28 protein-coding genes are annotated in these 25,089 nt (G+C 36.1%); 18 read left to right on the forward strand and 10 right to left on the reverse strand.

What is annotated here, in order from left to right:
* The first annotated feature begins 228 nt into the window (after positions 1 to 228).
* The 10 genes from I3259_RS10705 (at position 229) to I3259_RS10750 (ending at position 9,624) form a co-directional block, all read left to right on the forward strand.
* Positions 229 to 420 (forward strand): hypothetical protein, encoded by a 192-nt coding sequence (locus tag I3259_RS10705; protein ID WP_238029608.1) that lies wholly within the window; start codon positions 229 to 231, stop codon positions 418 to 420.
* A gap of 171 nt (positions 421 to 591) precedes the next feature.
* Positions 592 to 873, forward strand: coding sequence for an HlyU family transcriptional regulator (locus tag I3259_RS10710; RefSeq protein WP_238029609.1), 282 nt, complete (start codon positions 592 to 594; stop codon positions 871 to 873).
* Between the two features lie 449 nt (positions 874 to 1,322).
* Positions 1,323 to 2,876 carry a Re/Si-specific NAD(P)(+) transhydrogenase subunit alpha gene (gene pntA / locus I3259_RS10715; RefSeq protein ID WP_238029610.1) on the forward strand — a complete coding sequence of 518 codons (1,554 nt, stop codon included), beginning with the start codon at positions 1,323 to 1,325 and terminating at the stop codon, positions 2,874 to 2,876.
* A 10-nt stretch (positions 2,877 to 2,886) separates the two neighbouring features.
* Positions 2,887 to 4,263 (forward strand): Re/Si-specific NAD(P)(+) transhydrogenase subunit beta, encoded by a 1,377-nt coding sequence (pntB, locus tag I3259_RS10720; RefSeq protein WP_238029611.1) that lies wholly within the window; start codon positions 2,887 to 2,889, stop codon positions 4,261 to 4,263.
* Positions 4,264 to 4,450: 187 nt separating this feature from the next.
* Complete coding sequence (gene vxrA, locus I3259_RS10725; protein WP_238029612.1) at positions 4,451 to 5,890, forward strand: sensor histidine kinase VxrA; 1,440 nt, start codon at positions 4,451 to 4,453, stop codon at positions 5,888 to 5,890.
* Positions 5,865 to 6,524: a response regulator transcription factor gene (locus tag I3259_RS10730; protein ID WP_005365159.1), complete on the forward strand. Its 660-nt coding sequence runs from the start codon at positions 5,865 to 5,867 to the stop codon at positions 6,522 to 6,524. Before vxrA ends, I3259_RS10730 begins: the two co-directional genes overlap by 26 nt.
* Positions 6,525 to 6,538: 14 nt before the next feature.
* Entirely contained in the window at positions 6,539 to 7,411 is an 873-nt protein-coding gene (locus tag I3259_RS10735; protein WP_238029613.1) for a DUF2861 family protein, read from the forward strand.
* A gap of 79 nt (positions 7,412 to 7,490) precedes the next feature.
* A complete protein-coding gene (locus tag I3259_RS10740) occupies positions 7,491 to 8,690 on the forward strand; it encodes an NnrS family protein (protein ID WP_238029614.1) in 1,200 nt (399 codons plus the stop codon).
* Between the two features lie 100 nt (positions 8,691 to 8,790).
* A complete protein-coding gene (locus tag I3259_RS10745; protein ID WP_005365166.1) occupies positions 8,791 to 8,976 on the forward strand; it encodes a YoaH family protein in 186 nt (61 codons plus the stop codon).
* A 123-nt stretch (positions 8,977 to 9,099) separates the two neighbouring features.
* Positions 9,100 to 9,624 (forward strand): HD domain-containing protein, encoded by a 525-nt coding sequence (locus tag I3259_RS10750; protein ID WP_238029615.1) that lies wholly within the window; start codon positions 9,100 to 9,102, stop codon positions 9,622 to 9,624.
* Between the two features lie 103 nt (positions 9,625 to 9,727).
* On the opposite strand, the gene nadE is transcribed toward I3259_RS10750, so the two are convergent.
* On the reverse strand, positions 9,728 to 10,564 hold the full coding sequence (gene nadE / locus I3259_RS10755; protein ID WP_238029616.1) for an ammonia-dependent NAD(+) synthetase: 837 nt from the start codon (positions 10,562 to 10,564) through the stop codon (positions 9,728 to 9,730).
* Positions 10,565 to 10,809: 245 nt separating this feature from the next.
* Between nadE and I3259_RS10760 the strand changes: the two genes are divergently transcribed.
* Together I3259_RS10760 and I3259_RS10765 are read left to right on the forward strand one after the other, a co-directional pair.
* The gene (locus tag I3259_RS10760; RefSeq protein WP_238029617.1) at positions 10,810 to 11,331 is read left to right on the forward strand and encodes a nicotinate-nicotinamide nucleotide adenylyltransferase; all 522 of its coding nucleotides are present in this window, start codon (positions 10,810 to 10,812) and stop codon (positions 11,329 to 11,331) included.
* Positions 11,332 to 11,351: 20 nt separating this feature from the next.
* Entirely contained in the window at positions 11,352 to 11,903 is a 552-nt protein-coding gene (locus I3259_RS10765; RefSeq protein ID WP_238029618.1) for a hypothetical protein, read from the forward strand.
* Positions 11,904 to 11,930: 27 nt separating this feature from the next.
* On the opposite strand, the gene I3259_RS10770 is transcribed toward I3259_RS10765, so the two are convergent.
* A complete protein-coding gene (locus I3259_RS10770; protein WP_238029619.1) occupies positions 11,931 to 12,611 on the reverse strand; it encodes an AraC family ligand binding domain-containing protein in 681 nt (226 codons plus the stop codon).
* Between the two features lie 259 nt (positions 12,612 to 12,870).
* Between I3259_RS10770 and I3259_RS10775 the strand changes: the two genes are divergently transcribed.
* Positions 12,871 to 13,980, forward strand: coding sequence for a 1-acyl-sn-glycerol-3-phosphate acyltransferase (locus I3259_RS10775; RefSeq protein WP_238029620.1), 1,110 nt, complete (start codon positions 12,871 to 12,873; stop codon positions 13,978 to 13,980).
* 61 nt (positions 13,981 to 14,041) lie between these two features.
* Here I3259_RS10775 and I3259_RS10780 read toward each other — a convergent pair whose 3' ends face one another.
* Both I3259_RS10780 and I3259_RS10785 read right to left on the reverse strand, forming a co-directional pair.
* Positions 14,042 to 14,587: a hypothetical protein gene (locus I3259_RS10780; RefSeq protein ID WP_238029621.1), complete on the reverse strand. Its 546-nt coding sequence runs from the start codon at positions 14,585 to 14,587 to the stop codon at positions 14,042 to 14,044.
* A gap of 69 nt (positions 14,588 to 14,656) precedes the next feature.
* The gene (locus I3259_RS10785; protein ID WP_238029622.1) at positions 14,657 to 15,601 is read right to left on the reverse strand and encodes a LysR family transcriptional regulator; all 945 of its coding nucleotides are present in this window, start codon (positions 15,599 to 15,601) and stop codon (positions 14,657 to 14,659) included.
* A gap of 198 nt (positions 15,602 to 15,799) precedes the next feature.
* Here I3259_RS10785 and chrA point away from each other — a divergent pair, with 198 nt between their 5' ends.
* The gene (gene chrA, locus I3259_RS10790; RefSeq protein ID WP_238029623.1) at positions 15,800 to 16,951 is read left to right on the forward strand and encodes a chromate efflux transporter; all 1,152 of its coding nucleotides are present in this window, start codon (positions 15,800 to 15,802) and stop codon (positions 16,949 to 16,951) included.
* Between the two features lie 142 nt (positions 16,952 to 17,093).
* Here chrA and I3259_RS10795 read toward each other — a convergent pair whose 3' ends face one another.
* Both I3259_RS10795 and rpoS read right to left on the reverse strand, forming a co-directional pair.
* On the reverse strand, positions 17,094 to 17,639 hold the full coding sequence (locus I3259_RS10795; RefSeq protein WP_238029624.1) for a DUF1439 domain-containing protein: 546 nt from the start codon (positions 17,637 to 17,639) through the stop codon (positions 17,094 to 17,096).
* Between the two features lie 95 nt (positions 17,640 to 17,734).
* Complete coding sequence (gene rpoS, locus I3259_RS10800; RefSeq protein ID WP_238029625.1) at positions 17,735 to 18,610, reverse strand: RNA polymerase sigma factor RpoS; 876 nt, start codon at positions 18,608 to 18,610, stop codon at positions 17,735 to 17,737.
* Between the two features lie 282 nt (positions 18,611 to 18,892).
* Between rpoS and I3259_RS10805 the strand changes: the two genes are divergently transcribed.
* Entirely contained in the window at positions 18,893 to 20,134 is a 1,242-nt protein-coding gene (locus I3259_RS10805) for an Nramp family divalent metal transporter (protein ID WP_275949790.1), read from the forward strand.
* Between the two features lie 53 nt (positions 20,135 to 20,187).
* On the opposite strand, the gene I3259_RS10810 is transcribed toward I3259_RS10805, so the two are convergent.
* Entirely contained in the window at positions 20,188 to 20,439 is a 252-nt protein-coding gene (locus I3259_RS10810) for a hypothetical protein (protein WP_238029626.1), read from the reverse strand.
* A 119-nt stretch (positions 20,440 to 20,558) separates the two neighbouring features.
* Positions 20,559 to 22,001, reverse strand: coding sequence for a tyrosine-type recombinase/integrase (locus tag I3259_RS10815; protein WP_238029627.1), 1,443 nt, complete (start codon positions 21,999 to 22,001; stop codon positions 20,559 to 20,561).
* A gap of 297 nt (positions 22,002 to 22,298) precedes the next feature.
* On the opposite strand from I3259_RS10815, the gene I3259_RS10820 reads away from it, so the two are divergent.
* Positions 22,299 to 23,039 carry a DUF2807 domain-containing protein gene (locus I3259_RS10820; RefSeq protein ID WP_238029628.1) on the forward strand — a complete coding sequence of 247 codons (741 nt, stop codon included), beginning with the start codon at positions 22,299 to 22,301 and terminating at the stop codon, positions 23,037 to 23,039.
* 50 nt (positions 23,040 to 23,089) lie between these two features.
* Positions 23,090 to 23,440, forward strand: coding sequence for a hypothetical protein (locus I3259_RS10825; RefSeq protein ID WP_238029629.1), 351 nt, complete (start codon positions 23,090 to 23,092; stop codon positions 23,438 to 23,440).
* Positions 23,441 to 23,484: 44 nt separating this feature from the next.
* Here the strand turns inward: I3259_RS10825 and I3259_RS10830 are convergent, their stop codons facing one another.
* Together I3259_RS10830 and I3259_RS10835 are read right to left on the reverse strand one after the other, a co-directional pair.
* The gene (locus tag I3259_RS10830; RefSeq protein WP_238029630.1) at positions 23,485 to 23,862 is read right to left on the reverse strand and encodes a cupin domain-containing protein; all 378 of its coding nucleotides are present in this window, start codon (positions 23,860 to 23,862) and stop codon (positions 23,485 to 23,487) included.
* 132 nt (positions 23,863 to 23,994) lie between these two features.
* On the reverse strand, positions 23,995 to 24,243 hold the full coding sequence (locus I3259_RS10835) for a DinI-like family protein (RefSeq protein ID WP_238029631.1): 249 nt from the start codon (positions 24,241 to 24,243) through the stop codon (positions 23,995 to 23,997).
* Positions 24,244 to 24,541: 298 nt separating this feature from the next.
* On the opposite strand from I3259_RS10835, the gene I3259_RS10840 reads away from it, so the two are divergent.
* Entirely contained in the window at positions 24,542 to 25,021 is a 480-nt protein-coding gene (locus I3259_RS10840) for a YbhB/YbcL family Raf kinase inhibitor-like protein (protein WP_238029632.1), read from the forward strand.
* Positions 25,022 to 25,089: the final 68 nt, after the last annotated feature.

The following is a 25,089-nucleotide window of genomic DNA, read 5'->3' on the forward strand; positions in this document are numbered from 1 at the left end:
TTTGTTTAAATACAAAAAAAGATGCTATTTGAAACAAAAAACTACTCATTTGGTAATGTAATCGTTCTTAATAGTCTTTTGTGCTTTAGAGTAATAATCGCTAGTAATCAAGTGTTAACACATAAGAAAAACTAATGTTATGAAAGAAATATTGTCATTTATAGGTTACGTAAACAGACGATAAACTACTCGTGTTTATTGAATTTAATACCTTTTTCAGGGGCAATCATGGCACATACATTTGATGTGGACGCAGCTACAACGTTGCATCTTCAGGATAAAAAAAGTTACGAAGTAACGATCAAAGGATTGATTGCACACCTATTTGATATTGTATTTAACCGATCAAAAAAGACAGTTACTTACAGTATTCAAGATTTACCAGTCCATTTACAGAAAGATATTGGTATGTATCGCTAACATTTTGTATTGATATTTTTAAAGCTGGCATGATTGTCAGCTTTTTTTTTGCTAAAAATTCAGCTATAAGCTTATAAAAATAGTGAGTATTATTTTGTTTTAGCTAACGTAGTCATGTTCATGGCTAAAAACAAAAATACAATAAAATGATTGAGTCACAGGAGTATAAATATGGGCTTTTTTTCAAAGCTGTTTGGTTCAAATAAATCAGAGAGTAACACGAGGGAAGTTGAGCCAACTCATTATAATGATTACTTAATTTATCCTGAGCCGAAGCAAGAAGGCGGTCAGTTTAGAATTGCAGGTAGAATTTGCAAAGAGATAAACGGAGTATTAAAGACACACCATTTTATTCGTTCAGATTTACTCAGTTCTCGTCATGATGCTGAAACATTTATGATCAAAAAATCAGAAATGTTTATTAAACAAATGGGCGATAAAATGTTTAAATGAAAATTGTAGTAATATTCAACAAATTTCATTGCAATCATGGTGGTATGCCAGTATCTTCTTAAACATTAAAAATGGATTTCACATTACATAATTATCCTTTTTGTGAATATCCATATAGTAAATTTATCAGTTAGGTATGTTTTATCGTTAGTTGTTTTTTAAAAACAATAAGTTGATTAGGTTTAATGTTGCTTATTGAGTATATAGCTGACAATTATCGTTTTAGAGTCAAAAGCAGATAAAAAAAACGTTTATGTCATTATTTTTAACGGGCAAATACAAATACTAGAACCATAAATGTATTTTTATTTCAGTAATCTAATGACAGTTATTGATGTTTTTGACTTGTAGATGTGGGGATTTTTGTGTTTTTACTACAAAAAGCTTGATATTGCTTGTTGGGTTGGATACAAAATGATTATGTTATAGCCAATGTACAGGGAATAATAATGCAGATTGGTGTACCGAGAGAGGTACTCGCTCATGAGACGCGAGTAGCTGCAACACCTAAAACGGTCGAGCAGATATTGAAAATGGGGTTCAGCGTTGTTGTTGAACAAGGAGCTGGACGTTTAGCAAGCTTTGATGATGCTGCTTATGAAGCGGCTGGTGCAACGGTTGTCTCAACTGATGAAGTATGGCAATCGGATCTTATTTTTAAAGTGAATGCGCCGCAGGTAAATCCTGAAACAGGTGTAGACGAATTTGAGCTCATCAAAGAGGGTGCAAGCTTAGTTAGTTTTATTTGGCCGGCACAAAACCCTGAATTATTAGAAAAACTATCGTCTAAAAATATTAATATTATGGCGATGGATTCTGTACCGCGTATTTCACGTGCACAGGCACTTGATGCTTTAAGTTCAATGGCAAATATCGCGGGTTACCGTGCTGTTGTTGAAGCGGCTCATGAGTTTGGTCGTTTCTTTACAGGTCAAATTACCGCTGCAGGTAAAGTACCGCCAGCTAAAGTCTTAGTGGCTGGCGCTGGTGTAGCAGGTCTTGCTGCTATTGGTGCTGCAGGTAGCCTTGGTGCGATTGTTCGTTCTTTTGATGTTCGTCCTGAAGTTAAAGAACAAGTTGAATCAATGGGCGCTGAATTCCTTGAAGTTGATTACAAAGAAGATACTTCAACGGGAGATGGCTACGCTAAAGAGATGTCTGATGAATTCAATAAAGCGGCTGAGCGTTTATACGCAGAGCAAGCGAAAGATGTTGATATCATCATTACAACCGCACTTATTCCTGGACGCCCAGCACCAAAATTGATCACCAAAGAAATGGTTGATTCAATGAAATCTGGCAGTGTTATTGTCGATCTTGCTGCTGCGAATGGCGGTAACTGTGCATACACTGAAGCTGATAAAGTCGTAACGACACCAAACGGTGTAAAAGTTATCGGCTATACAGATATGGTTGGTCGCCTACCAACACAATCTTCTCAGTTATACGGAACAAACCTCGTTAACTTACTTAAACTTCTTTGCAAAGAGAAAGACGGTAATATTGATATCAATTTTGATGATGAAGTATTACGCGGTCTAACGATTGTGAGAGCGGGTGAATTAACATGGCCTGCGCCACCAATTAAAGTTTCTGCCGCAGCTCAACAGCCCAAAGTGGCAGCAAAAGTTGAACCTAAAGTTGAAGAGCCAACATCACCGGTTAAGAAATTTGGTTTAATGGGGGCGGGTATTGCGCTTTTTGCTTGGGTTGCTAATTATGCGCCAGCAGAGTTTTTAGCGCACTTCACTGTATTCGTTCTTGCATGTGTGGTTGGATACTACGTAGTTTGGAATGTATCTCATTCTTTACATACTCCTTTAATGTCAGTAACTAACGCTATCTCGGGCATCATTATTGTTGGTGCTTTGCTCCAAATTGGGCAGGGAAATGGAGTCGTATCCTTCCTCGCGTTTATTGCTGTTCTCATCGCTAGTATTAATATCTTTGGTGGCTTTACGGTAACCAAGAGAATGCTAGAAATGTTCCGTAAAGATAAATAAGGAGTAACACATGTCTGCAGGAATTGTACAAGCAGCTTATATTGTTGCTGCCGTACTGTTTATCATGTCTTTAGCGGGTCTGTCTAAGCAAGAAACAGCACGAAACGGTAATTACTTTGGTATTGCTGGTATGGCAATCGCTTTGATTGCTACTATTTTTGGTCCTCATACTGAAGGCACTGTTTGGATTATCCTTGCGATGATCATTGGTGGTGCAATTGGTATTTTCTACGCTAAAAAAGTAGAAATGACCGAGATGCCAGAGCTTGTGGCTATGTTACACAGCTTTGTAGGTATGGCTGCGGTATTAGTAGGTTTTAATACTTACTTAGATCACGGCGACCTTACAGGTGTAATGTTAAACATTCACTTAGTTGAAATCTTCCTTGGCGTATTTATCGGTGCAGTAACCTTTACAGGTTCTTTAGTTGCATTTGCTAAGTTACGCGGATTAGTTTCATCATCAGCACTTATGCTTCCTCACCGTCATAAATTAAACTTGTTAGCGCTTGTTGTTTCAGCTCTATTGCTAGTTTGGTTTGTACAGTCAGAAGGTTCATTAACTGCACTAATCTTAGTAACGATTATTGCATTTGTATTTGGCTACCACCTTGTTGCTTCAATTGGTGGCGCTGATATGCCTGTGGTTGTATCAATGCTTAACTCATATTCTGGTTGGGCAGCAGCGGCGGCGGGTTTCATGTTAGCAAACGACCTTCTTATCGTAACGGGTGCATTGGTGGGTTCTTCTGGTGCTATCCTTTCTTACATTATGTGTAAGGCGATGAACCGTTCATTTATTAGTGTTATAGCTGGCGGTTTCGGTTCGGATGGTACAGCAGCAAGCTCTGATGAAGAATACGGTGAACACCGTGAAGCTTCAGCAGAAGAAGTAGCTGAAATGCTAAAAGATGCACGTTCGGTTATCATTACTCCAGGATATGGCATGGCCGTTGCTCAAGCGCAATATCCTGTTCACGAGATCACTGATAAGTTACGTGCAAAAGGCATTGATGTTCGTTTTGGCATTCACCCTGTTGCTGGTCGTCTACCTGGACACATGAACGTGCTATTAGCTGAGGCGAAAGTACCTTATGACATCGTATTAGAAATGGACGAGATCAATGATGATTTCCCACAAACAGATGTTGTACTTGTTATTGGTGCAAACGACACTGTTAACCCTGCAGCGATGGAAGACCCTAACAGTCCAATCGCTGGTATGCCTGTACTTGAAGTCTGGAATGCCAAAGAAGTGGTTGTGTTTAAACGTTCAATGAATACTGGCTATGCTGGAGTTCAAAACCCATTATTCTTCAAAGATAATAGCCATATGTTGTTCGGCGATGCTAAAGACTCATGTTTGAAAATACTTGAGCATCTTTAATCGTTGATTGATAAGAAAACAATGCCACTCAAATGAGTGGCATTTTTCTTTGTAGTGATTTTACCAGAGTTCAGCTACAACAAAGCACATAAGGTAATGATTAAAAATAGATATAAAAGTAATGATTGCAGTCTTTTACATGACATTTCATTGACAATTTTATGAAAAACAATGTTAAAGTATGTGAATGAAAACGTATGTACTTTTATTCTCACTATTATTTACTACAGCTAGCCATGCTGAAGGCATTTCATTGCCTGAAAGATTGGCAGCTGTTCGAACAGATTTATTGGAAAGTGAACCTGTATCAACATACGACTTTCGTAAATTACAAAGTACTTATCCATCACCTTTACTGTTGTCTTCTAGCTTATTGCCTCAAACCAAAGAGTATCCACTTTCAGCACTTAGGCAGTTATATCAAAATTCGTTAACTTGTAAGGGGCCTTGGCCCTATTCACCATTAGTAACACAGCCGGTGGTCTTTACTCGTGCCATTTGCAATAAGACGATTTTACCCAAAGGGTGGTTTGTTCGTTCAGGATATATTCATCCCGGCGGTGGTAGTTATGCATATCGCTATTTAGCCAAACATCCAGGAAAGGTGTCAGAGCTCAGTAAGTATTTGCATATTAAAGAGCGCCCATTAGCGTCAGCGACAACCTTGCTAGGTCGTTTACAGCGGATGAATAGCGATGAAATTAAAGTATTAATTTCTGGTGCTCGTTTCTTCATTGCTAATGGTGAGCTGTGGGTTCGCAATGGTAATGAATATAATATTTATAATCAGTCGACATGGTTAAAGGTGTTAACTCAACATGATTTGCATTTAAAACGCTTGAATCGTCATGATTTTTGCTTAGCTCAAAATGGGAATATCTGTTGGCGCGAAGAGAATAAATCGCACATAACATACTACTTACTAATAGGGTTATTAATCAGTAATGCCTTGTTATTACTTAGTTGGGGCGTTTATCGTTTCCGTATTCGTCGACGAGATATGCAAGAGCGTATGCTGGTTCTGCAAATCTTGACTCATGAATTAAGAACGCCTATTGCAAGTTTAGCGATGACTGTTGAAGGATTTAGACGTCACTTTGATGAATTACCTGAAGGTCTGTATGATGAGTTTAGGCGTTTAACTGATGATTCAAGACGATTACGACAATTAGCTGAAGCAAGTAAAGATTACTTACAAGCTAATCAACAACAATTAAGTACGCAAGAAGTTGAGTCCGTTAATGAATGGTTAGGCTTTCTTGCTGAAGAGTATGATGTAACTTTACATCTTGCTGAAGATAGAAGTGTTCACGTAAATATTTATTGGCTTGGAACATGTTTAGATAACTTATTTTCTAATGCACATAAATATGGCGTAGCACCAATTACATTAACGACATCATACTATGATGGAAAACTTAAAATTGTGGTTCAAGACCAAGGTCCATTAAGTGCCAAAGATTGGTCTAGGCTACGTAAACCTTTTGTTAGTGAACAAGGTTTAGGTTTAGGTTTAACGATTGTAGAATCAATGATTAATAGAATGGGGGGGAAATTGAAACTAATTGGCCCACCAACCACATTTATATTGGAGATACCGTGTGAATCAAACTCTGCTACTGGTTGAAGATGACCGCAACCTTGCTGATGGTTTACTCGATTGCTTAAAGCAAGCTGGCTATAACTGCTTATATGCAGATTGTGCTAGTAAAGTAGATGCTTTATGGAAAGAGGCCGATCTGGTTGTCTTAGATCGTCAGTTACCTGAAGGTGACTCATTAAATTATTTAGGTTCATGGCTTAAGAAGAAGCATGTTCCAGTTATTTTGTTAACTGCAATGGTATCGATTAACGATAAAGTCGTTGGTTTAGATTCAGGTGCAAAAGACTATTTAACTAAACCTTTTGCTGAAGAAGAATTACTTGCTCGTGTGCGTGTACATCTTCGTGGTGATGATGAAGATACTGCAGCGGCTAATATCATTAAAGTTGGCGATATCATTATCAACCAAGAAAGCCGAGAAGTAATTTTTGATAATGAAAATATTACGTTAACGCGAACTGAATTTGAACTTCTTGTGTTTTTATCAAAAAATGCAGGTCGCGTATTTACTCGTGACGAGTTACTTGATCAAGTGTGGGGTTATAATCATTATCCAACAACACGTACCGTTGACACCCATATTCTTCAATTACGTCAAAAATTGCCAGGCATTGATATCGAAACATTACGTGGTGTCGGCTACCGCATGAAGCCATAAGTATTGGTTATTGAATGAGAAGAATAACCTCTTTATTGTGCCAGTTAGGTATTATCAACATTCTGTTTTTAGTACCTAACGCCAATGCTGCTTGGTTTGTCGATCAAAGTTCTTATGCAGCTGCTCATAAACATTTGCTTGAAGGTCAAACTGATAAATCATTTGAATCGATAGTAGAGGCTTGGCAACAATCTCCGACAACAGATCAGAAAACCAATCTTAACGGTTTACTGGATCTCGCGATTACAGAAGATTGTGGTCATAGCCTTGATAAAACAGTACTGCCTTCTTGGCTATCAAAGCTATCAATTGAACGCTCTGTGATCCAAAATATTAACCAACAGTTACTTAAGTTATCAATTGTTGGTTTAACACGAGTTAACATTACCCAGATAAGTTTTTCTAAATGGCCTAATTATAACTTAGTGGATGCTCAGCCTGTTATTGATGATGGGGGATACTTTACTGTTGAAGCAAATAAGCTTGAGCATAAAGTAGAAGCTGGATTATATAAGTTAACGATCATTGCTGAAGGTGAGCCCGTTTGGAATAAATGGGTTGTGCTTAATGAGCCACCGGCAAAACAAAATTTAGGTTGGAAAGACAGTAACTCTTGGCGTATCGATCACGTAGCTAAATTGAACTCATCTTGTCCTGCACCTATTTTGTCGATAAAACTGTACGATTTAAATGATACAGATTGGCGACCATTATGGAGTGAACAAACGGATACGGATTTACCGGCTACGCTACCCAAGTTAAATATTCCTGAAGGACGCTATTGGCTTGATGTTGGGCTAATAAAAAGCCGATGGCAAGGTGAAATATCTATTTTAGATATTCAAAGTATCACACGCCCCATAGATTATTCTGATGATACACATTAATTGAAAAACCACTTTAATGAGTGGTTTTTTTACCACTATAAACATGTATAATAAATGCATGTTTATAGTGGTGGAAATTATGCAAATCATCGATAAAGCAAAAGAAGATAAAATACCTGCAATTTTACGATTAGGCTTTCGACCGTTTTTTCTTGGAGCAAGTGTTTTTTCAGTTATCGCAATGATAATGTGGGCATTGTTCTGGTCAGGGGAATCTCAATTATCTCGTTTTATGTATTCAAACCCTATTTGGTGGCATAGCCACGAAATGTTGTTTGGATTTTCAGGCGCAGTCATTATTGGATTTTTATTGACTGCGGTACAAAACTGGACAGGGCAAACAAGCATTAAAGGCACTAAATTACTGTTGGTTTTCAGCCTATGGTTGATTGCTCGTATCGGTTTAATGATGGGTTCTGTGAGCAGTATTTGGCTGTTTATTGATACATTATGGATTGTTGTAGCTATCTACTATCTTGCAATACCGATCATAAAAGTTAAACAGTGGCGAAATCTTTTCTTTGTGCCCGTATTACTACTGTTTGCTTTTACTAATATCCAATTTCATTTTATTGCGTTAGGAAAGAGCCATCAATCTATCGCTGATATATCTTTATCAGTTGTGTTGGTAGTAACAGTGATTACCTTAGTTGTTGGTGGTCGGGTTATCCCATTTTTTACATCACGCGGAACAAATACTGAAGTTATTGAACGAATTAAAACGATTGAATATCTTGCGCTTATACCTGCTTGGTTGTTGCTGTTGGCAACATTCTTTATAAATAACGCAATAATAAATGGATTTATTGCTCCCTTATCGATCGTTGCGGCTACAACGAACTTTGTTCGTCTTTATCGCTGGCGGACAATCTCAACGCTACGTATTCCACTGTTGTGGTCTTTGCACCTTGCTTACTTGTCGTTAATTATTGGTTTATTTTTGCTAGGTTGCAGCTTTTATACGACAGCGATCAGTGAGTCTATTGCTATTCATATTATTACTATCGGTGGGCTAGGTGGAATGATACTAGCAATGATCTCGCGTGTGTCATTAGGGCACACAGGGCGTAAATTACAAGTTGGGCGTTTCATGCAGATTGCGTTTATCGCGTTGTTTTTGTCATTACTAGCAAGAGTACTATTAATTACAGTTGCGCCTAATATGCAGCTTGATGGCTATGTGATTTCTGCAAGTCTGTGGGTTGTAGCTTTTGGAATTTTTACCATAGTCTACTTTCCTGTACTTACAAAACCTCGAGTTGATGGTCATCCTGGGTAAATAATCAGAGTAAGAGGCGGTATTGATAAGCTTGATAATCAGTGACATTATCAGCTATTCACTCTAAAATGACGCTTCGTTCATCAACAAGAAGATAGTTATGTATAATCACACTCCAACGCTCAATCATGAACAACAACAAGAAGCTGCTGAGCGTATCCATGAGCTGATGGCTCAAGGTATTAGTAGTGGTGAAGCGATTATGATTGTTGCTCATCAAATCCGTGAAGCGGATATTAAACGTCGTGAAGCGGCTGGTGAAACTTTCAGTGATGAAGAAGAGTAACTAAAAGAAGAGCTTAGCAGCTCTTTTTTTATAATTGGATACTTTTTTTTCAAATAAAAGAGTGTTCAATTATGTGTTTTTGTTATACAAAGAATAAAAGCATAATTTTAATAGGGTAATTATATGAATGACCGATATTTACAGGCTCAAGCTTTTGCTAAAAGTCGACATGGCGAGCAAAAATACGGAGATTATCCTTACCACGTTCACTTAGATACTGTTGCTGAACTTGCTCGACCATATGGTACTGATGCAATGATTGTAGCTCAACTTCATGATGTAATTGAAGATACAGATACCAGTTTTGATGAATTAGCAGATTTATTTGGCTTTACCATTGCTGATGCGGTGAATTATGTCACTGATGTAAAGTTAGAGGATCGAGCGAAGCGAAAATTAGAGATAAACCAACGTCTATTGTCGCTTGATCCAGCTGAGGATGCAGCACGTTTGGCATTAATAGTTAAAACCTGTGATCGCTTAGCTAATGTGCAATCGAGCAGTAATAATTCACGTCGTCACTTTTTAATGTATCAAGCTGAACATGACGCTTTTAAGCATGCTGTTTATCGTGCCGGTCTATGTGATCCATTATGGCAACAATTAGATGCGCTTATACATTCAAAAGATTGTGTAAACTGTGTTTAATCGGTGAAACCAAATCGTTAGTTAATAATAAAGGCCAGAATATTTGATAAATATTTTGGCCTTTTTTATTTGTTTAGGATAATGACATAATAGGTGTCAGATATTATTCCTCATCATAAATAGTAGGAATAGGTTGGCGCTTATGTTGTGTTGCTTTATAAATACCGACTAAGCGTTCACGAACAAAATCAGTTACAGGTTTACCTTCTAAGAAATCATCAATCTGATCGTAAGAAACCTGTAATGCGTCTTCGTCCGCCTTTTGTGGTGCTAATTCTTCTAAGTCAGCAGTAGGTACTTTATAAACCAATTGTTCTGGTGCACCAAGTTTTGCAGCAATAGCACGAACTTGACGTTTATTTAAACCAAATAGAGGTGCCAAATCACAAGCACCATCACCAAATTTAGTATAAAAACCGGTGATGTTTTCAGCAGAATGATCCGTACCAATAACTAAACCACCAACAAGCCCTGCAATCTCGTATTGAGCAATCATACGCGTACGAGCTTTCACATTACCCTTCACGAAATCAACTTTAGCGTTGTCGCTAGGAATAAGCCCTGTACCTTGTAAAGCGAAAAGTGTACTTGCATGAGTGCCATCAACACCCTCTTTTATATTAACGCTTACAGAGTGGCTAGGTTGGATAAAACGTAATGCTAGCTGTGCTTCGTCTTCATCTTGCTGTTCACCATAGGGTAGACGAACGGCAATAAATTGGTAATCATGGCTGTTAGATAGTTGGTTTAAACCATTAACAGCGAGTTGAGCAAGACGACCACATGTAGTTGAATCCACGCCACCACTAATGCCTAGTACAAGTGATTTGCAGCCTGATTGTTTTAGTTTTTTTTGAATAAATTCAACTCGGCGTTGGATTTCAAAATCAACGTCAATGACAGGTAGCACACGCATTTCAGTGCGGATAAGCTGTTCCATGGTATATGAATCCTTAAGAGAGTTAGCCCAAATATTAATCATTTGAAGCGATATAATGGCTAAATGAGATCTAAACCATTACACCTTTGGCAAAATCATGCGATAACTCGTTATTATGATCAATGCTAAAGACAGATATTACTAAAATTAAGAGGCATTTTCCTATTAAATGCTTAAATAATAGTTACATCATTAGAAATCTCTAGTGTAAAAATAAAAGATTGATAGAACGAAAGGTTAGATGGATGAAACACACTCTTGCTGTATTTGGCAGCGCTTTTAACCCACCTAGTTTAGGACATCGTTCCGTTTTAGAACGATTAACACATTTTGACGAAGTGCTTTTACTTCCAAGTTTCAATCATGCTTGGGGGAAGGAAATGTTGGATTATTCATTACGTTGTGAATTAGTTTCTGCTTTTATTGATGATATTGGTCAAGATAATTTAGTCTTATCAACATTAGAGCAAGATATCGCTGTTGGTGATCAAGCTGTAACAACGTATGCGGTACTGGCTGAGTTACAAAAACGCTATCCGAGCTATCAAATTACTTTTGTTGTTGGTCCTGATAATTTCTTGAACTTTAATAAGTTTTTTATGTCAAAAGAAATACTTAGCCAATGGCAAGTGCTTGCTTGTCCGGAAACGTTATCAGTAAGAAGTACTCAAATTCGAGACGCATTAACAGAAAATAAAAATATCAGTGACTTAACAACAGTCAGTGTTTGTCAGTTATTAATGGCGGATAAGCGGTTTCATTTTTAAATCTTAGGGGAAATGACGAAGTGCTTAAACAAATCCCATTGGGTGTTTTTTGTTGCTTTTTTTTCATGTTGTCTTCGTCAGTTTACGCGTTCAATTGCAATAATTATTATTCTTTAGATACTGTATCTCAACCTTTTAGTATCGATCATGCTAATAGTGGCCAACGTTGCTCTGTTCCTATTTATAGCATTGAGCGTGATAGTCAGATAAACCATAAGGCAGTGCCTTCACTACAAGCTAACAATATTCCATGGAAAGTTGATTCTAGTAGTTATGGAGATCAATTCTGGTTGCATTGGGACGATCAATTTGCAGATTCACCTGTTTTGATGGATCACAACTCATCGACGTTTTATGGTTTAGGTTTTTGGATGCCAACGAAATATGACGATGAAGATCTAACAAATGCGGCAGGAGCAGAAGATTGGATATTCAATCATGGATTACAAATGAGTTTAGGTTTTGGTGATATAAAAGGTCACAAACCACGCGTTAGATTTGATTATCGTTGGCATAATAATAGCCATGTTGAAGATGGCGTATCAATGCAAGTTCACATTCCATTAAATTAAAAAACGCCCGTTTAAGGGCGTTTTTGTTTAGCGTAAACTTTCACCTAAAATGGGCAATGACAGTGCTTCTACCATGTGTTCTGTCGTATTTAGTTGAGCTGCTATTTGCGGGAGTTTTCGGCCTGAACGGCTTAGCTTCAACACCTCTCGCATTAGAATACAGGCTTCACATTCTTTCACCGTCATATTCATTACAGACTCAAGGCTTGCGATTGCTGTTTTCTCTGTGATTTTATTACCCGTTAGCATTAACGCTAATGAATTGTGATGCTGTTTATTAATAGCAGGGCAAAGTGATTGAGTCGATACCGATAGCTTTTCAACTTGATCAGCAATGACTTTTAATAAACGCCCTTCAGCTCCATCCCATTGATGCTCTTGAACGGGTGATTTTACCAATTCATCTAATGCTGCTCTTATAAGTGGTGACACAACAAAAAAGCCAGCATCAGTGCATAGTGGCTGTGTCATACGAACAGAAAATGCAACTTTATAAAATGTTGCACCTGGTAACACTGTGATGGCATGTAAACAATCAAACGGGATCCAAAAACCATGCCCCTTAGTGATCATGTGTTCTTGTTTGCCTAATCGGATTAACACACAACCATTCGTAACAACAATAAAGTAAGAAGATTGGCTCTTTTTGCGCGAACCAACAAAAAGAAAAGGGTGTTCGTTATTTGAAAACTCAATAGCTTGTTTCATACTGACTCTCTTACACATAAGCATGCACATCTTCGTGTTTTTTTTTAATAGCGTCAACAAAGAGGATTATGTATTAACTAAATACTGTAGATATCATTGCTTATATGATCAAATTGGCGTGTAAAATAGCGCCATCGATGAAAAAACATACAAGTTAGTGAGGTATGACCTCCAACCATCACGGTTATTGACATAGGTTGTTTGGTTAATCATTATTTATCAGTAAAATAACTCAGTTTTTTCAACATGAAGCATTACTGTGCATATAGATAACGATATTTATAAAGAAATTCGCCCGTATAATGATGATGAAGTCAGTGGTGCGATTCAACGACTCATTGATGATAAAGATTTTATCAACGCTATTTTAAAGTACCGTTTCCCACATGCGTCAGGCATGTTTGGTTGGTTACTTATCCCACTTATTAAACGTTTCCTTGTAAAGAAATGGTCTGGCATAAACACGGTAAAAGATATTCAAAATCAAGTTGCCAAATATATGCAAGGAACAATTGAGCACTCATGTGACGGCGTAACGTATACGGGGCTGGATAAATTAGACCCAAATAAGGCTTACTTATTTGTGTCTAATCACCGTGATATTGCGATGGATCCCGCAATGGTTAACTGGTGTTTATTTAAAGAAAGCTTCAATACAGTACGCATTGCCATTGGTGATAACTTATTGAAGAAGCCTTGTGCAACCGAACTTATGCGTTTAAATAAAAGCTTTATTGTAAAACGTTCTGCTAAAGGCCCGCGTGAGTTGATGAAGTCACTTGGACTACTTTCAAGTTATATTTATCACTCACTGGAAACCGGTAATAATATTTGGATTGCTCAAAAAGAAGGGCGTGCCAAAGACGGAAACGATAAGACGGATCCTGCTATTTTAAAAATGTTTTTTATGGAAGGGCGTAAGCAGAAAATACCTTTCGCTGAATTCATGAGTAAGTTAAACATTGTTCCTGTTGCGATTTCTTACGAAAACGATCCATGTGATGTAGCAAAAGCTGAAGAGCTTCATAAAAAAGCAACAACAGGTAGCTACGAAAAAGGTGAATTTGAAGACATCGAAAGTATAGTACAAGGTATTGTAGGGCAAAAGCGCCGTATTCATATTAGCTTTGGTGATGTTATTAACGATGCGCCAGAGACTCCTGAAGAATTAGCCGTAGAAATTGATCGTCAAATTACAGAAAACTATCATTTATTTCCTGCTAATTTTATTGCTGCGAATATTGATTCAGAAATAGTTACAGACGAAGAGAGAAACAAGTTTGCTCAAAAGCTTGAAAATCATAGTGACAGTGTAAATGAAATTCTAAAACAGATGTATGCATTACCTGCACTTAAAAAGCAGCAATAATACTTAACGTAATAACACTTAACGGTGCCAATTCTTATACAGAGTCGAATTGGTACCGTTTTTAATAGATACCAAATTCAGGGTCATAGGTAATAATAATTGCTTTAGGTATCATTACTTCAGCACTATTTTGCCAATTATCATCCATATTTTGATACAGTCTAGACTCATCTTCAGACATGAATAACAACTGAATCCTCTCTTCTTCAATATCGAATTGAAGTGCTATATATGTCGCTATATTAAATATTCGCTCATAACCTAAATGAGTATTAATATGTTGGGCAATAACAACATAGGTTTGATGGTAGTTTTGAAGAGTATAGCCAAATTCGTTTAATACTCGTTTAATTTCTACGCTTAACTGGCTATTGTTATCTTGAAAATAAACAACATTGTATTGATTTTGGAGCTCAATTAATAATGCTTGTTTAGGAATATAGGGTTTAATTTGTACAATATTTTGCTCTATAGGATCAGAATGGCTAAAACTGTGTATAGCGTATGCTGGTACTGTTATTGATGACAATAGCAGTAACATTGAAATTACTGCTATTAAGTAGATGAATAATCGATTAGGAAGAAAATAAGAAGCCAAGTGTGACATAAAATGCTCATTGTACGTGTTTGGTTATCAGTTTAGTACAATGCTAATAGCGAAAGATTAATATTACTGTTATTCGACTTGTTTATGACTATCTAAAACTGGATTGATGTTTTTATAGGGTGGTAAAGCCATACGCTCAGCCATAAAATCAATAAAACAACGAACTTTTGGTGCAAGGTACTTACGTCTTGGGTAAACAGCGTAAATGGGTAATTCAACCGTCGTTTTCCAATCATTGAGTAAAGTTACTAACTTATTCGTTTTTATCTCATCAGTTAAGAGATAGGTGGAAAGATAAGCAATGCCTAAACCACTTACTGCAGCATCAAGTACTGCTGGTGCATTATCTATTCGATAATTCCCATTAACTCGAATAGATTGTTTTAAACCATCTCGACCAAATTCCCAATTTACATATTTACGCTCACGACTTTGGTAAGTAATACAGTTATGTTGTCGTAAATCACCTGGAACAATAGGCTCACTATGTTGTGCAATGTAATCTGGGGATGCGACAACCACAAATTCACATTTTGCGAGCTTTCTGGCAACCATACCCTCTGGTGGGTGTTCATGAATGGCAATCCAACAATCAAAACCTTCTTCTAAAAGGTTTGGGCGGTGATCAAATAAACTAATCTCAAGCTCTAGTTCAGGATTTTGCTTTTGAAACTCAGCTAATGCGGAAGTGATATGAATATTACCGAATGATTGGGCGATACCAATGCGTAATACGCCTGTGATTTCATTTCTGTAACCGGCAACCATGGCTTCCGCTTCATTAACAGTATCAATTAATTGTTGACCATAATCTGCATATTGCACGCCAATTTCAGTTAATGCGACAGTCCGTGTACTGCGCTGAACAAGCTGACAGCCTAATCTTTCTTCCAAACATTTTATTTGCTTACTTACCTGAGACTTTGATATTCCCAAGCGATCAGCAGCTTTGGTGAAATTTTGTTCATGACCAATAGCAGCCAGTATTACCATCTGTTGCAAATTATCTAGCATTTGGCATTCCAAGTTACGCTGTCACGATAGTCTAGTGTGACAAAAATAATCAATTAACACTATCTATTCATTATCATTTTTTGCCTCATAAACATCAATCTATATGTATGAATATAAATAATAACTTACATCATTTTAAACGATTTAAATAATTCGTATGGAAACGCTATGATGATGATATTGCTAATGGAGGAATGCATGTTTACTGTTTTTACGACCTTTTTATTATTGGGCTTATATAGCTTTGGCGGCCCAGCTGCACATATTGGTTTCTTTCAACGTTCTTTTGTACAAGAAAAAAAATGGATTTCTGATGATGATTTCACTCATGCTGTAGCGTTATGTCAATTTTTACCTGGACCTGCCAGTAGCCAACTAGGTATGTATATTGGTTATAAGAAAGCGGGATATTTAGGAGCTGTTGCTGCCTTTATTGGTTTTACTTTACCTTCTTTTGCATTGTTAACAGGGCTTGCCATTGTTAGTAGCAGCGTAACGTCTAACTCTGTTGTTGATAGCTTAATCATCGCAGCAAAACTACTTGCCGTTATCGTCGTTGCTGATGCGTTATGGGGAATGGCTAAAAAGAATTTAACGACAGCGCTAACGATTACTGTGGCAGTGATTACTGCTATTTGGGTCTATTTTAGTACAGGTCTACTTGGCCAAGTGTTACCTATATGTGTAGCGGCAGCTGTGGGCTACACATTGTCATATAAAACAGAGATTACGCCAACAAAAAAACAAGCCTCTAGCATTAAACCACATCTTGGTATTTTAACTATGTTTGGCGTGTTGTTAGTTGGATTACCGTTGTTAGCGCCTTACAGCAGCAGTATTAATTTATTTAATATCTTCTACCAAGCAGGCAGTTTTGTTTTTGGCGGTGGGCATGTTGTACTACCACTTCTACAACCTATGATGGATGGGTTAGTAGGGGAGTCTACCTTTATTAATGCCTACGCATCAGCACAGCTTGTACCTGGTCCAATGTTCACTATGGCTAGTTACTTAGGCGCTTCGATTGATTCAATGCATCCCGTATTAGGTAGCTTGATTGCAACCATTGCAGTGTTTTTACCGGGAAGTTTATTACTTTTTGCATTTATTCCTGCATGGAAAGCATTGTTTGAGCATCAACGTCTAAAGCAATCAATCAAGCTAGTAAATGCTTGTGTTGTTGGGTTATTAGCTAGCGCATTAGTCAGCCCTATTATTACCAGTGGGGTGAAGACAGGATTAGATGCTGTCGCTGTGGTGATTGGATTTATTGCGTTTAAATACTTCAAATGTCCAGTGTGGCTGTTGGCTATCTTGTTATTTATAAGCAAATATTTCATCATGATTTAATTTGAATATCGCTTTATTATCAAGGATCTGCTTTATACAGATCCTTGTTTTATGGAATAATCTAAACAGATTATAGGCTTGGATGTGGTATAAAGCTTAACATCTAATGCACTATAACTTTATAGTCTATAATAAAAACAACTTACCAATCGAGAACTAATTGATGAGTTTTTATAATCAACTCAGGTTTAGTAGATTTAAGTAGCGCTTGTTTCATTTCGTTTTCATCGAGCTTATAAACAGGTTTGGTTGATAAAACTTGACCAATAAGTGAAACAAATGGTGTTATAACCGGTTTGGTGAGCATGTTATTAAACTTCTCAGGTTTTATTGCCAATGATTCAATATTTAAACCACGTAAATATATCGCCCCTTCGTCTTGATTATAATAGGGGATGGCACTGAAATTTGCTTTAACAACAATATCTTGAGGTGCTTGACCTGCAAGTTCTAGCTGGGCGCTAGCAGTCGTATCAATACTTACACGATTGTCAGCGACACGACCAATACCCACTTTTACTTTTTCAAACTTACCTGTAGCGTAGGCGATACCTTGAATACCAACAGATCGTTCAACATTGGTTTCTTTGTTTATATAATTTTGCATCTCACTTTCAGTAACACCGTAACTACTACAACCAGCGAAAATGAAGGCAGAACTCGCAATGATTAGAGCTTTTAATTTCATAAATAACCTTAAGTAAATAAAGATAGTTTTATTTATAGCTCATAATAACCAAAAAAATCACCCAAACCTACGTGCCTCTGTTTTCAACATGAATATTAATTGTTAGCAAACAAAACTGAGAGATCATAGTTATCACGGCTCAGTGAATTTTTTAGTTTTGCTAATGAGGTAACTTGTAACTGCCGAATACGCTCTCTTGTAAGACCCACTTCTTCAGCAACTTCCTGTAAAGTCTGTGCTTCATAACCTAATAAACCAAATCTTCGGCATATAATTTCTTTATCGCGATTATTTAAACAATTTAGCACATTAGTTGTTATTTTTTGGATTGCTAAATCATCTACGAGATCATCAGGTTTGGCACTATTTTCATCAGCGATTAGTACAGCTATTGACTGGGAACTTGCTTCACTTGTTATAGATTGATCATACGAAACGATAGGGGTGTCATAAGAAAGAGTTGTAGATACATCATCAAGTGTTTTATTTAAAACTTCAGCGACTAATTCTGTATTAGGTTCTTGATTATTTTTCTTTATTAATTGTTTGTGTGTCCGAACAATGGTATTGATTTCTTTTGATACATGAACAGGTAAACGAATCGTTCTTCCTTGGTTATGTATCGCACGTTCTATAGTTTGTTTTATCCACCATGTGGCATAAGTTGAAAATCGAAAGCCTTTTTCAGGATCAAATTTTTCAACAGCAGTGATCAATCCGATATTTCCTTCATCAATAAGATCACTCAAATGCATGCTACTGCCACGATAATTTTTTGCAATACTGACTACTAAGCGTAAATTACTCTCTATTAATACTTTCTTACTATTAGCATCACCGCATAGACTTTTCCGACTATATAAAATTTCATCTTCTTTCGTTAAGAGTGGTTTTTCTGAGATCTCTTTTAAATATAAATGAATAATATCTCCGCCATGTGATAAATGATCTCCTTTCTTATTTATATCCATATAAGGTCCTTTATCTTTATAAGGTATTTATTGTCATAATATTTTATAAGCAACGATGCAGACCGTACCATAAAGGAATTATATGTACACTATTTTATGAAATTGTTAATATAAAATTAATAATAGATCACATTATAAATACTAACCTCACAATTGATAGTCGTAAACTATCAATTAGGCGTTAATCATATATGAAATCTTACCAACCATGAATAGCACCTAAGTGATATTGATTCTCATTTGTGAGGGTGTATGATGAGATTACTATTTAAGGAGTTAGCTATGGCCTCTACAACTATTTCTATTAAGCCCGAAATGGCTACCTTCAGTTTAAGACTAAAGAAGAAACTACTACTTTTAGGTCCAGCATTTATTGCAGCAATTGGTTATATTGATCCAGGTAATTTTGCTACAAATATAGAAGCGGGTTCTTCTTTTGGCTATCAGTTATTATGGGTTGTGCTTTGGGCAAACCTAATGGCTATGTTGATCCAGTATTTGTCTGCAAAATTAGGCATTGTAACTGGCAAAAATCTTGCTGAACATTTACGTGATCATCTGCCTAAATGGGCAATAGGTCCATATTGGATTCAAGCTGAAATTATCGCGATGGCAACAGATTTAGCTGAATTTATAGGCGCAGCTTTTGGTTTCCAATTGTTGTTAGGTATTAGTTTAATGGAAGGGGCGGTAATTACAGCTATTGTTACGATGGCTATTTTATTGTTAAGCAATAAAAGTCAAAAACCATTAGAAGTTGTTATTGCTTCATTATTATTGGTTGTTGCCATTGTTTATGTTGCTGAACTTTTCTTTGCACATCCGGTTACAGGTGAGATGTTGAAAGGTCTCGCTATCCCAACATTAAATAGTTCACATCAAATTTATTTAGCTGCAGGTATTTTAGGAGCAACAGTTATGCCGCATGTTATTTACCTACATTCGGCACTGTTTAAAAATACTTACGGTGAAACAAAAGCGAAAAGATTAAAATCAACACGTGTAGATGTGCTAATAGCAATGGTAATTGCGGGTTTTGTGAATATTGCAATCGTTGCAATGGCTGCTGCTGTCTTCCATTACTCAGGTAATCAAGATATTGCTGAAATTGAAACTGCATATAAAACTTTAACCCCATTAGTTGGACAAGCGGCATCAACATTGTTTGCAATTTCACTTATAGCGTCTGGGTTATCATCTACAGTAGTGGGAACAATGGCAGGGGATGTAGTTATGCAAGGGTTCGTAAAATTTAAGATCCCTTTACTATTACGTCGTATCGTTACAATGATTCCATCTTTTATCGTTATAGGGCTTGCTATTAATACCACTGAGATTTTAGTAATGAGCCAAGTTGTACTTAGCTTTGGTATTGCATTAGCGATTATACCGTTGCTAATTTTCACCAATAATGAAAGGTTGATGGGTGAATTTAAAAATAACAAATACGTTAGTTATGCTGGTATCGTAATTATCGCTCTTGTTATTGCTTTGAATATATATTTAATGGTAACACTGTCTTAAATACCGCTTTCTACAAACTTCAATAAAAGACTAAGCATTAATTGTTTGGTCTTTTATTGACAACTTTTTTGTTTCATTAATAAACTCAGTGCTTTATTTTTGTGTTTAAGTTCTTTTTTAGTCTTATCTGATGCAACCTTTAAAATCATTTTTGTACGCTTTTCTAGGCTTTCAATTTTTACTTTCAATCCTTCACAAGGGATAACACTGTATTGATTCATGTACTGTTTTACACTTCGAGCTCCAGAAGGAAAAGATACAAGCAATAAAATCGAAATTAATGAGGTTATAACACACATTTTCATGAATAATTCTCCTGTATGCAGAATATTATATTTCATTACCTTCTATCTATAATATTAAAATTTAATGAAAATGTGAGTCAAACGGGTATTTTATAAAATATTGAATAATATCAATTACATTAACGACTCGGTATAACTCCTTTTAAATCATCATCTGTACGTCTATCATAACGTTGAGTTGTAGTGATGCTGCTATGTCCCATAAATTTACTCACCAACAATAAGTCGTAACCTGAACGCAAAAGATTCGTTGCTACTGAATGTCGAAAATCGTGTGGTGAAACAATACGAGAAAAACCTAACTTAGTAAGTTGTTTACATAAATCATTGAGTGTTTGTGTTGTTAAACGCATTTGAGTCAATGTTTGATATCGGTTAATAGTACAAAACAGAGCGGGTAAATTAGAGTTAAAATCTTGCCGACGAATAGTTAGCCATTTTTCCATCGCATTATATAAATCGCTATTTCGTGAAAAAGGAACATAGCGCTCTTTATTACCTTTACCTACAACACGTAATTGGCAACGGTTCATATCAATATCATGCATATTTGCGCTTACAACTTCTGCACGTCGTAATCCAGCTTCATACATCAACCAAAAAATAGCGTTATCTCTTAATGCTTTATTTTCATTTTTTTGATTAAGCGTAATAGCAGAAATATGATCTAACTCATGATAGCTAAGGTATCTTCCACTCGATTGACGAGAGCCTCTTGGTAATTTAATCGCTTTAATACGTTCTAATGTCTCAACCGAAATTAGCTCAGCGAGCCAAGCATGTTGAGCAACACCACGTAACATACGTAGTAAATTATCAGCTGTTGCTGGTGCATAAGCTTTTTTACGATCACTTATCTGATTTTCGCTTCGATCACTTAAAAACGATTGCATCGTTGATTGAAGAAGAGGAGCGAATAAAATACTACGCCAATCAAAACGCTCAACACAACTTCGAATACAAAAGCAACTAAACGCCTCTAACATCACTTCAGACTGTTTCGTTAATTCAAAATCATAGCGCTGCGGTGGAATAGATTGAAGCCAACCATGATCTAGCATTGATGTTTTTACACTAGCAAGATCAAAAACTGTCATTCGTTTCTCAAATTCAATAACACGAGAAAGAGGTAGGTTATGATTACAATGAAGGAATTGAGCGACAGTCAGTAAGGCATTCAGCAATGGATTAACTTGTAAATTTTTTATTGGATCATTAACGCTGAAATAATGGTTTTTCATTTTTGCTTTTAGCTTAGCGCGGGCAATAAGAAATGACTTAACTGCATCTATCAGCTTATCTTGAATCGTAAATAATTCTTTCCAATCAATAAGTTGAAAACTATTTCCCATGATATATCGCGCAAGCCTTTCAAGAGTATAACGTGCATTTGCTTGACCACCAGTAGTATCTGTTGCTGCCAATGAGTGTATATAAGATAAAGCAGGGTTTGCAGAAGCATAATTTATATGATTAATGCGTTCAGCAAGTTGTGTCTGCTTGCGTAACGATGTTGTCCTTAAACTTGTGGAACTTGGATCTATAGGGAGGTTATTCTGCATTACAAAAGTTATTTTAGATCTGCTATAAGATATATTATATAAGACTTAAATTAAATTACTATATAAATCTGTAACTTATCAACAATTACATGATCGTTAATTATGATCCGTATAATGATCTACTGTCTATTTAATAGACATATCACTAGGGTTATATTTTAAAATCTACTTATCATTAGCCATATTACTCACCACCGAGAAAATGTTACGATGTCACGTTTTAGTTGTAAACTTGATACGATGAATGAGAAAGTAATTACTTATAATTAAAGCTAATGGGGATAAAAGGATGTAGTTATGAAATTGTTAAAGAGAGCTATTTGGCTTTGTTGCATTTGTTCTACTTCTGTCAGTGCAACGAATATCTATCTCAAACAATTTAATGAAATAGATACTAGCCTTAACAATTTAATGTTGGATGTTAATTGCGGAAATTTACCTTCAATATCTTTTTCAGGGGACGAACTCGAAAATGTAAAACTACAAGTGAATAATGCAACGCTTAAATTATATTCATCAGAAAATACTACGCCCAATATAAACATTACTGCTCATATAACAGTATCGAAGCCTTTAGCTAAAATTGATATCGCCAATCATGCAAAAGTCAATGTTGACGGATGTGCATTAGATACAAATAAATTCAGCGTCAATTTAATGAATAAAAGTTATGCCGAAATCCATGGTTCGACCACCAAACTCAATATTACAGCAACAGACAACGCTCATGCGAAGGTCAATATTATCGCTGAAAATGTCAATGTGAATGCTTATCAGTCATCATCTATTAATATGAATAAACCAGTTGGAGTTTTGAACTTGTCATTAGCAACTGATTCACTATTTGAATTATCATCAAGAGTTAATCATGTTGAAATCAATATGAAAGAGCAATCTATTGCTACAATGTGTAATACAGCAAATAGTACGATTAATGGTTCAATGGAAGATGATTCATCAATCACATTAAATAAAGCTGCAGAGTCAGCCATTGTAACTAGTGACAATAGTAAAATAACTTATTGCTATCAGAACTGACGTTTAATACTAAATGTGTAATGATAGTCTTAATTTAAAAGGGGCTAATCATGACGATAAAAACAATAACGTTTCCAATTAATAGTAATATTTCAATAGCAGAAAACATTATCGAATATGTACAAAGTCATGAAGATAATTGTGCACCTGCTTTGTTTACTAAACACGATCAACAGGATCTTCGGTACCAATTTGCAACTGGTAGTCTAAATGTTGATATGGTAGAAATGGCAACAGATCTAAAAAGCGGTGTAATTACAGTTAGCTACGGCATTCATTTCTTTTGGCCTTGTAATAACCAAGATGAAATTGATAGCTATAAAGAAACGTTAAATTTTAAAGTAGAAGAGGGGAAAGTAACCATTGAATTGATTGAGCATGAACCTTGGATTGTACTTTAAAGAAAAACAGCCACTCGAAAGAATGGCTGTTTTTAATATAAAAATTATTCGTCACTTTCGAAACCAAATACACGATCTTGGATATACACCATATCGCAATCAGTTTTGTATAAAACACTATGTATTCTATTGGCCTGAATATAACCAGTTTGACCAGCAGATAATGTTACTTCATCACCATCTTTGATCAGTTCGTCATCTTCCTTTACGTAAAACTGAATAACAATCTCGCCTTTAACAATGATCGACATATCATCATTTGGGTGATGGTGAGGCGCTTCAAACGTACCAGCTTCCCAACGTTCAAGCAATGCAGTTACACAATTTTCATTCTTTTCATCTGTATCTCGAAAGCTAAAACCTGGCATTTCAGGTTCTTTTGTAAAATCAGACCAGATATTTTTAGAAACAAAATCACTCATAATAAAACCATATAACCATTTGAATATAGAATTATTATAGGTGAACAAAATAGAATTATAGATAGCTAAAAAAGAAAGATAAAAAACCAAATTGATGTGCTACAAATTTAGGTTAAGAATCTTATCTATTAATTAGTACATATCGTGATCGTTATATAACCAATCATCTGCTTCATCAAACATATCCTGTAGTAGTGCTTCAACACGCTCTTTATCATCAGCAAAACCACCGAGAACGGTTAAATTATTTCCACCACCAAGACGAACTCGTATACTCGCATCAGGCCAGTTTATTAAAACTCGGCGGTTGAATTCATCATCGATTTTTGAAAAATGAGCATCCGATAGGTTTAATTTGTTAAGCATTAATTCAATACGCATAAAGTAATTACATCCAACTGTATATAACCACACTGATTTTATAAACAGTAGTCTAGAACATCAATTCAAGATTTAAATCGTTGCAATTAGTTGAATTAATCAACAGTACATTAAATTCACAGAAACGATATTCTTACATCTTAAATTTTACAATTGATATTTTTAAACTAGTTAATTCACACTTTAAACAATAAGTATCATTAATGATTGATAAAACTGAAATTTGACACTTAATGTTGTGTATTGTTTTTAAAAGAGTCATATTATTATTCCAACAGAGAATAATAGGACAACTAAAATGACAACTTTCACATTACACAGCCAAGACATCGCAGAAGGTCAACTAAAAGACAAACGTTTCTCATTTAATAGTTTTGGTCACGATGGTGATAATATATCTCCGCAACTATCTTGGGATAACGCGCCTGCAGGAACAAAAAGTTATGCTATAACTTGCTTTGATCCAGACGCTCCAACAGAAAGCGGTTTCTGGCATTGGCAAGTGATTAATATCCCAGTATCAACAACATCACTTGAGCAGGGCGCATCAGGTAAACTCGCAGCGGGTTTAGAAATGCGTAATGACTATGGTTTTAATGGTTACGGCGGCGCTTGTCCTCCTGAAGGTCATGGTATGCATCGTTACCAATTTACCGTATGGGCGTTGCCAGTTGAAAAGCTAGAAGTACCAGATGATGCATCGTGTGCATTAGTTAGTTTTATGCTAAATGCAACAGCATTGGGTAAATCCACAATTACTCCAACATATGTTAGATAAATAACGTTAATGTAAATAATTATTGAGATAAACCTTGTGTCTATTTATTGTGTATTATCAATAACCAG

Source organism: Photobacterium sp. Ph5 (genome assembly GCF_022129445.1).
GTDB lineage: Bacteria > Pseudomonadota > Gammaproteobacteria > Enterobacterales > Vibrionaceae > Photobacterium.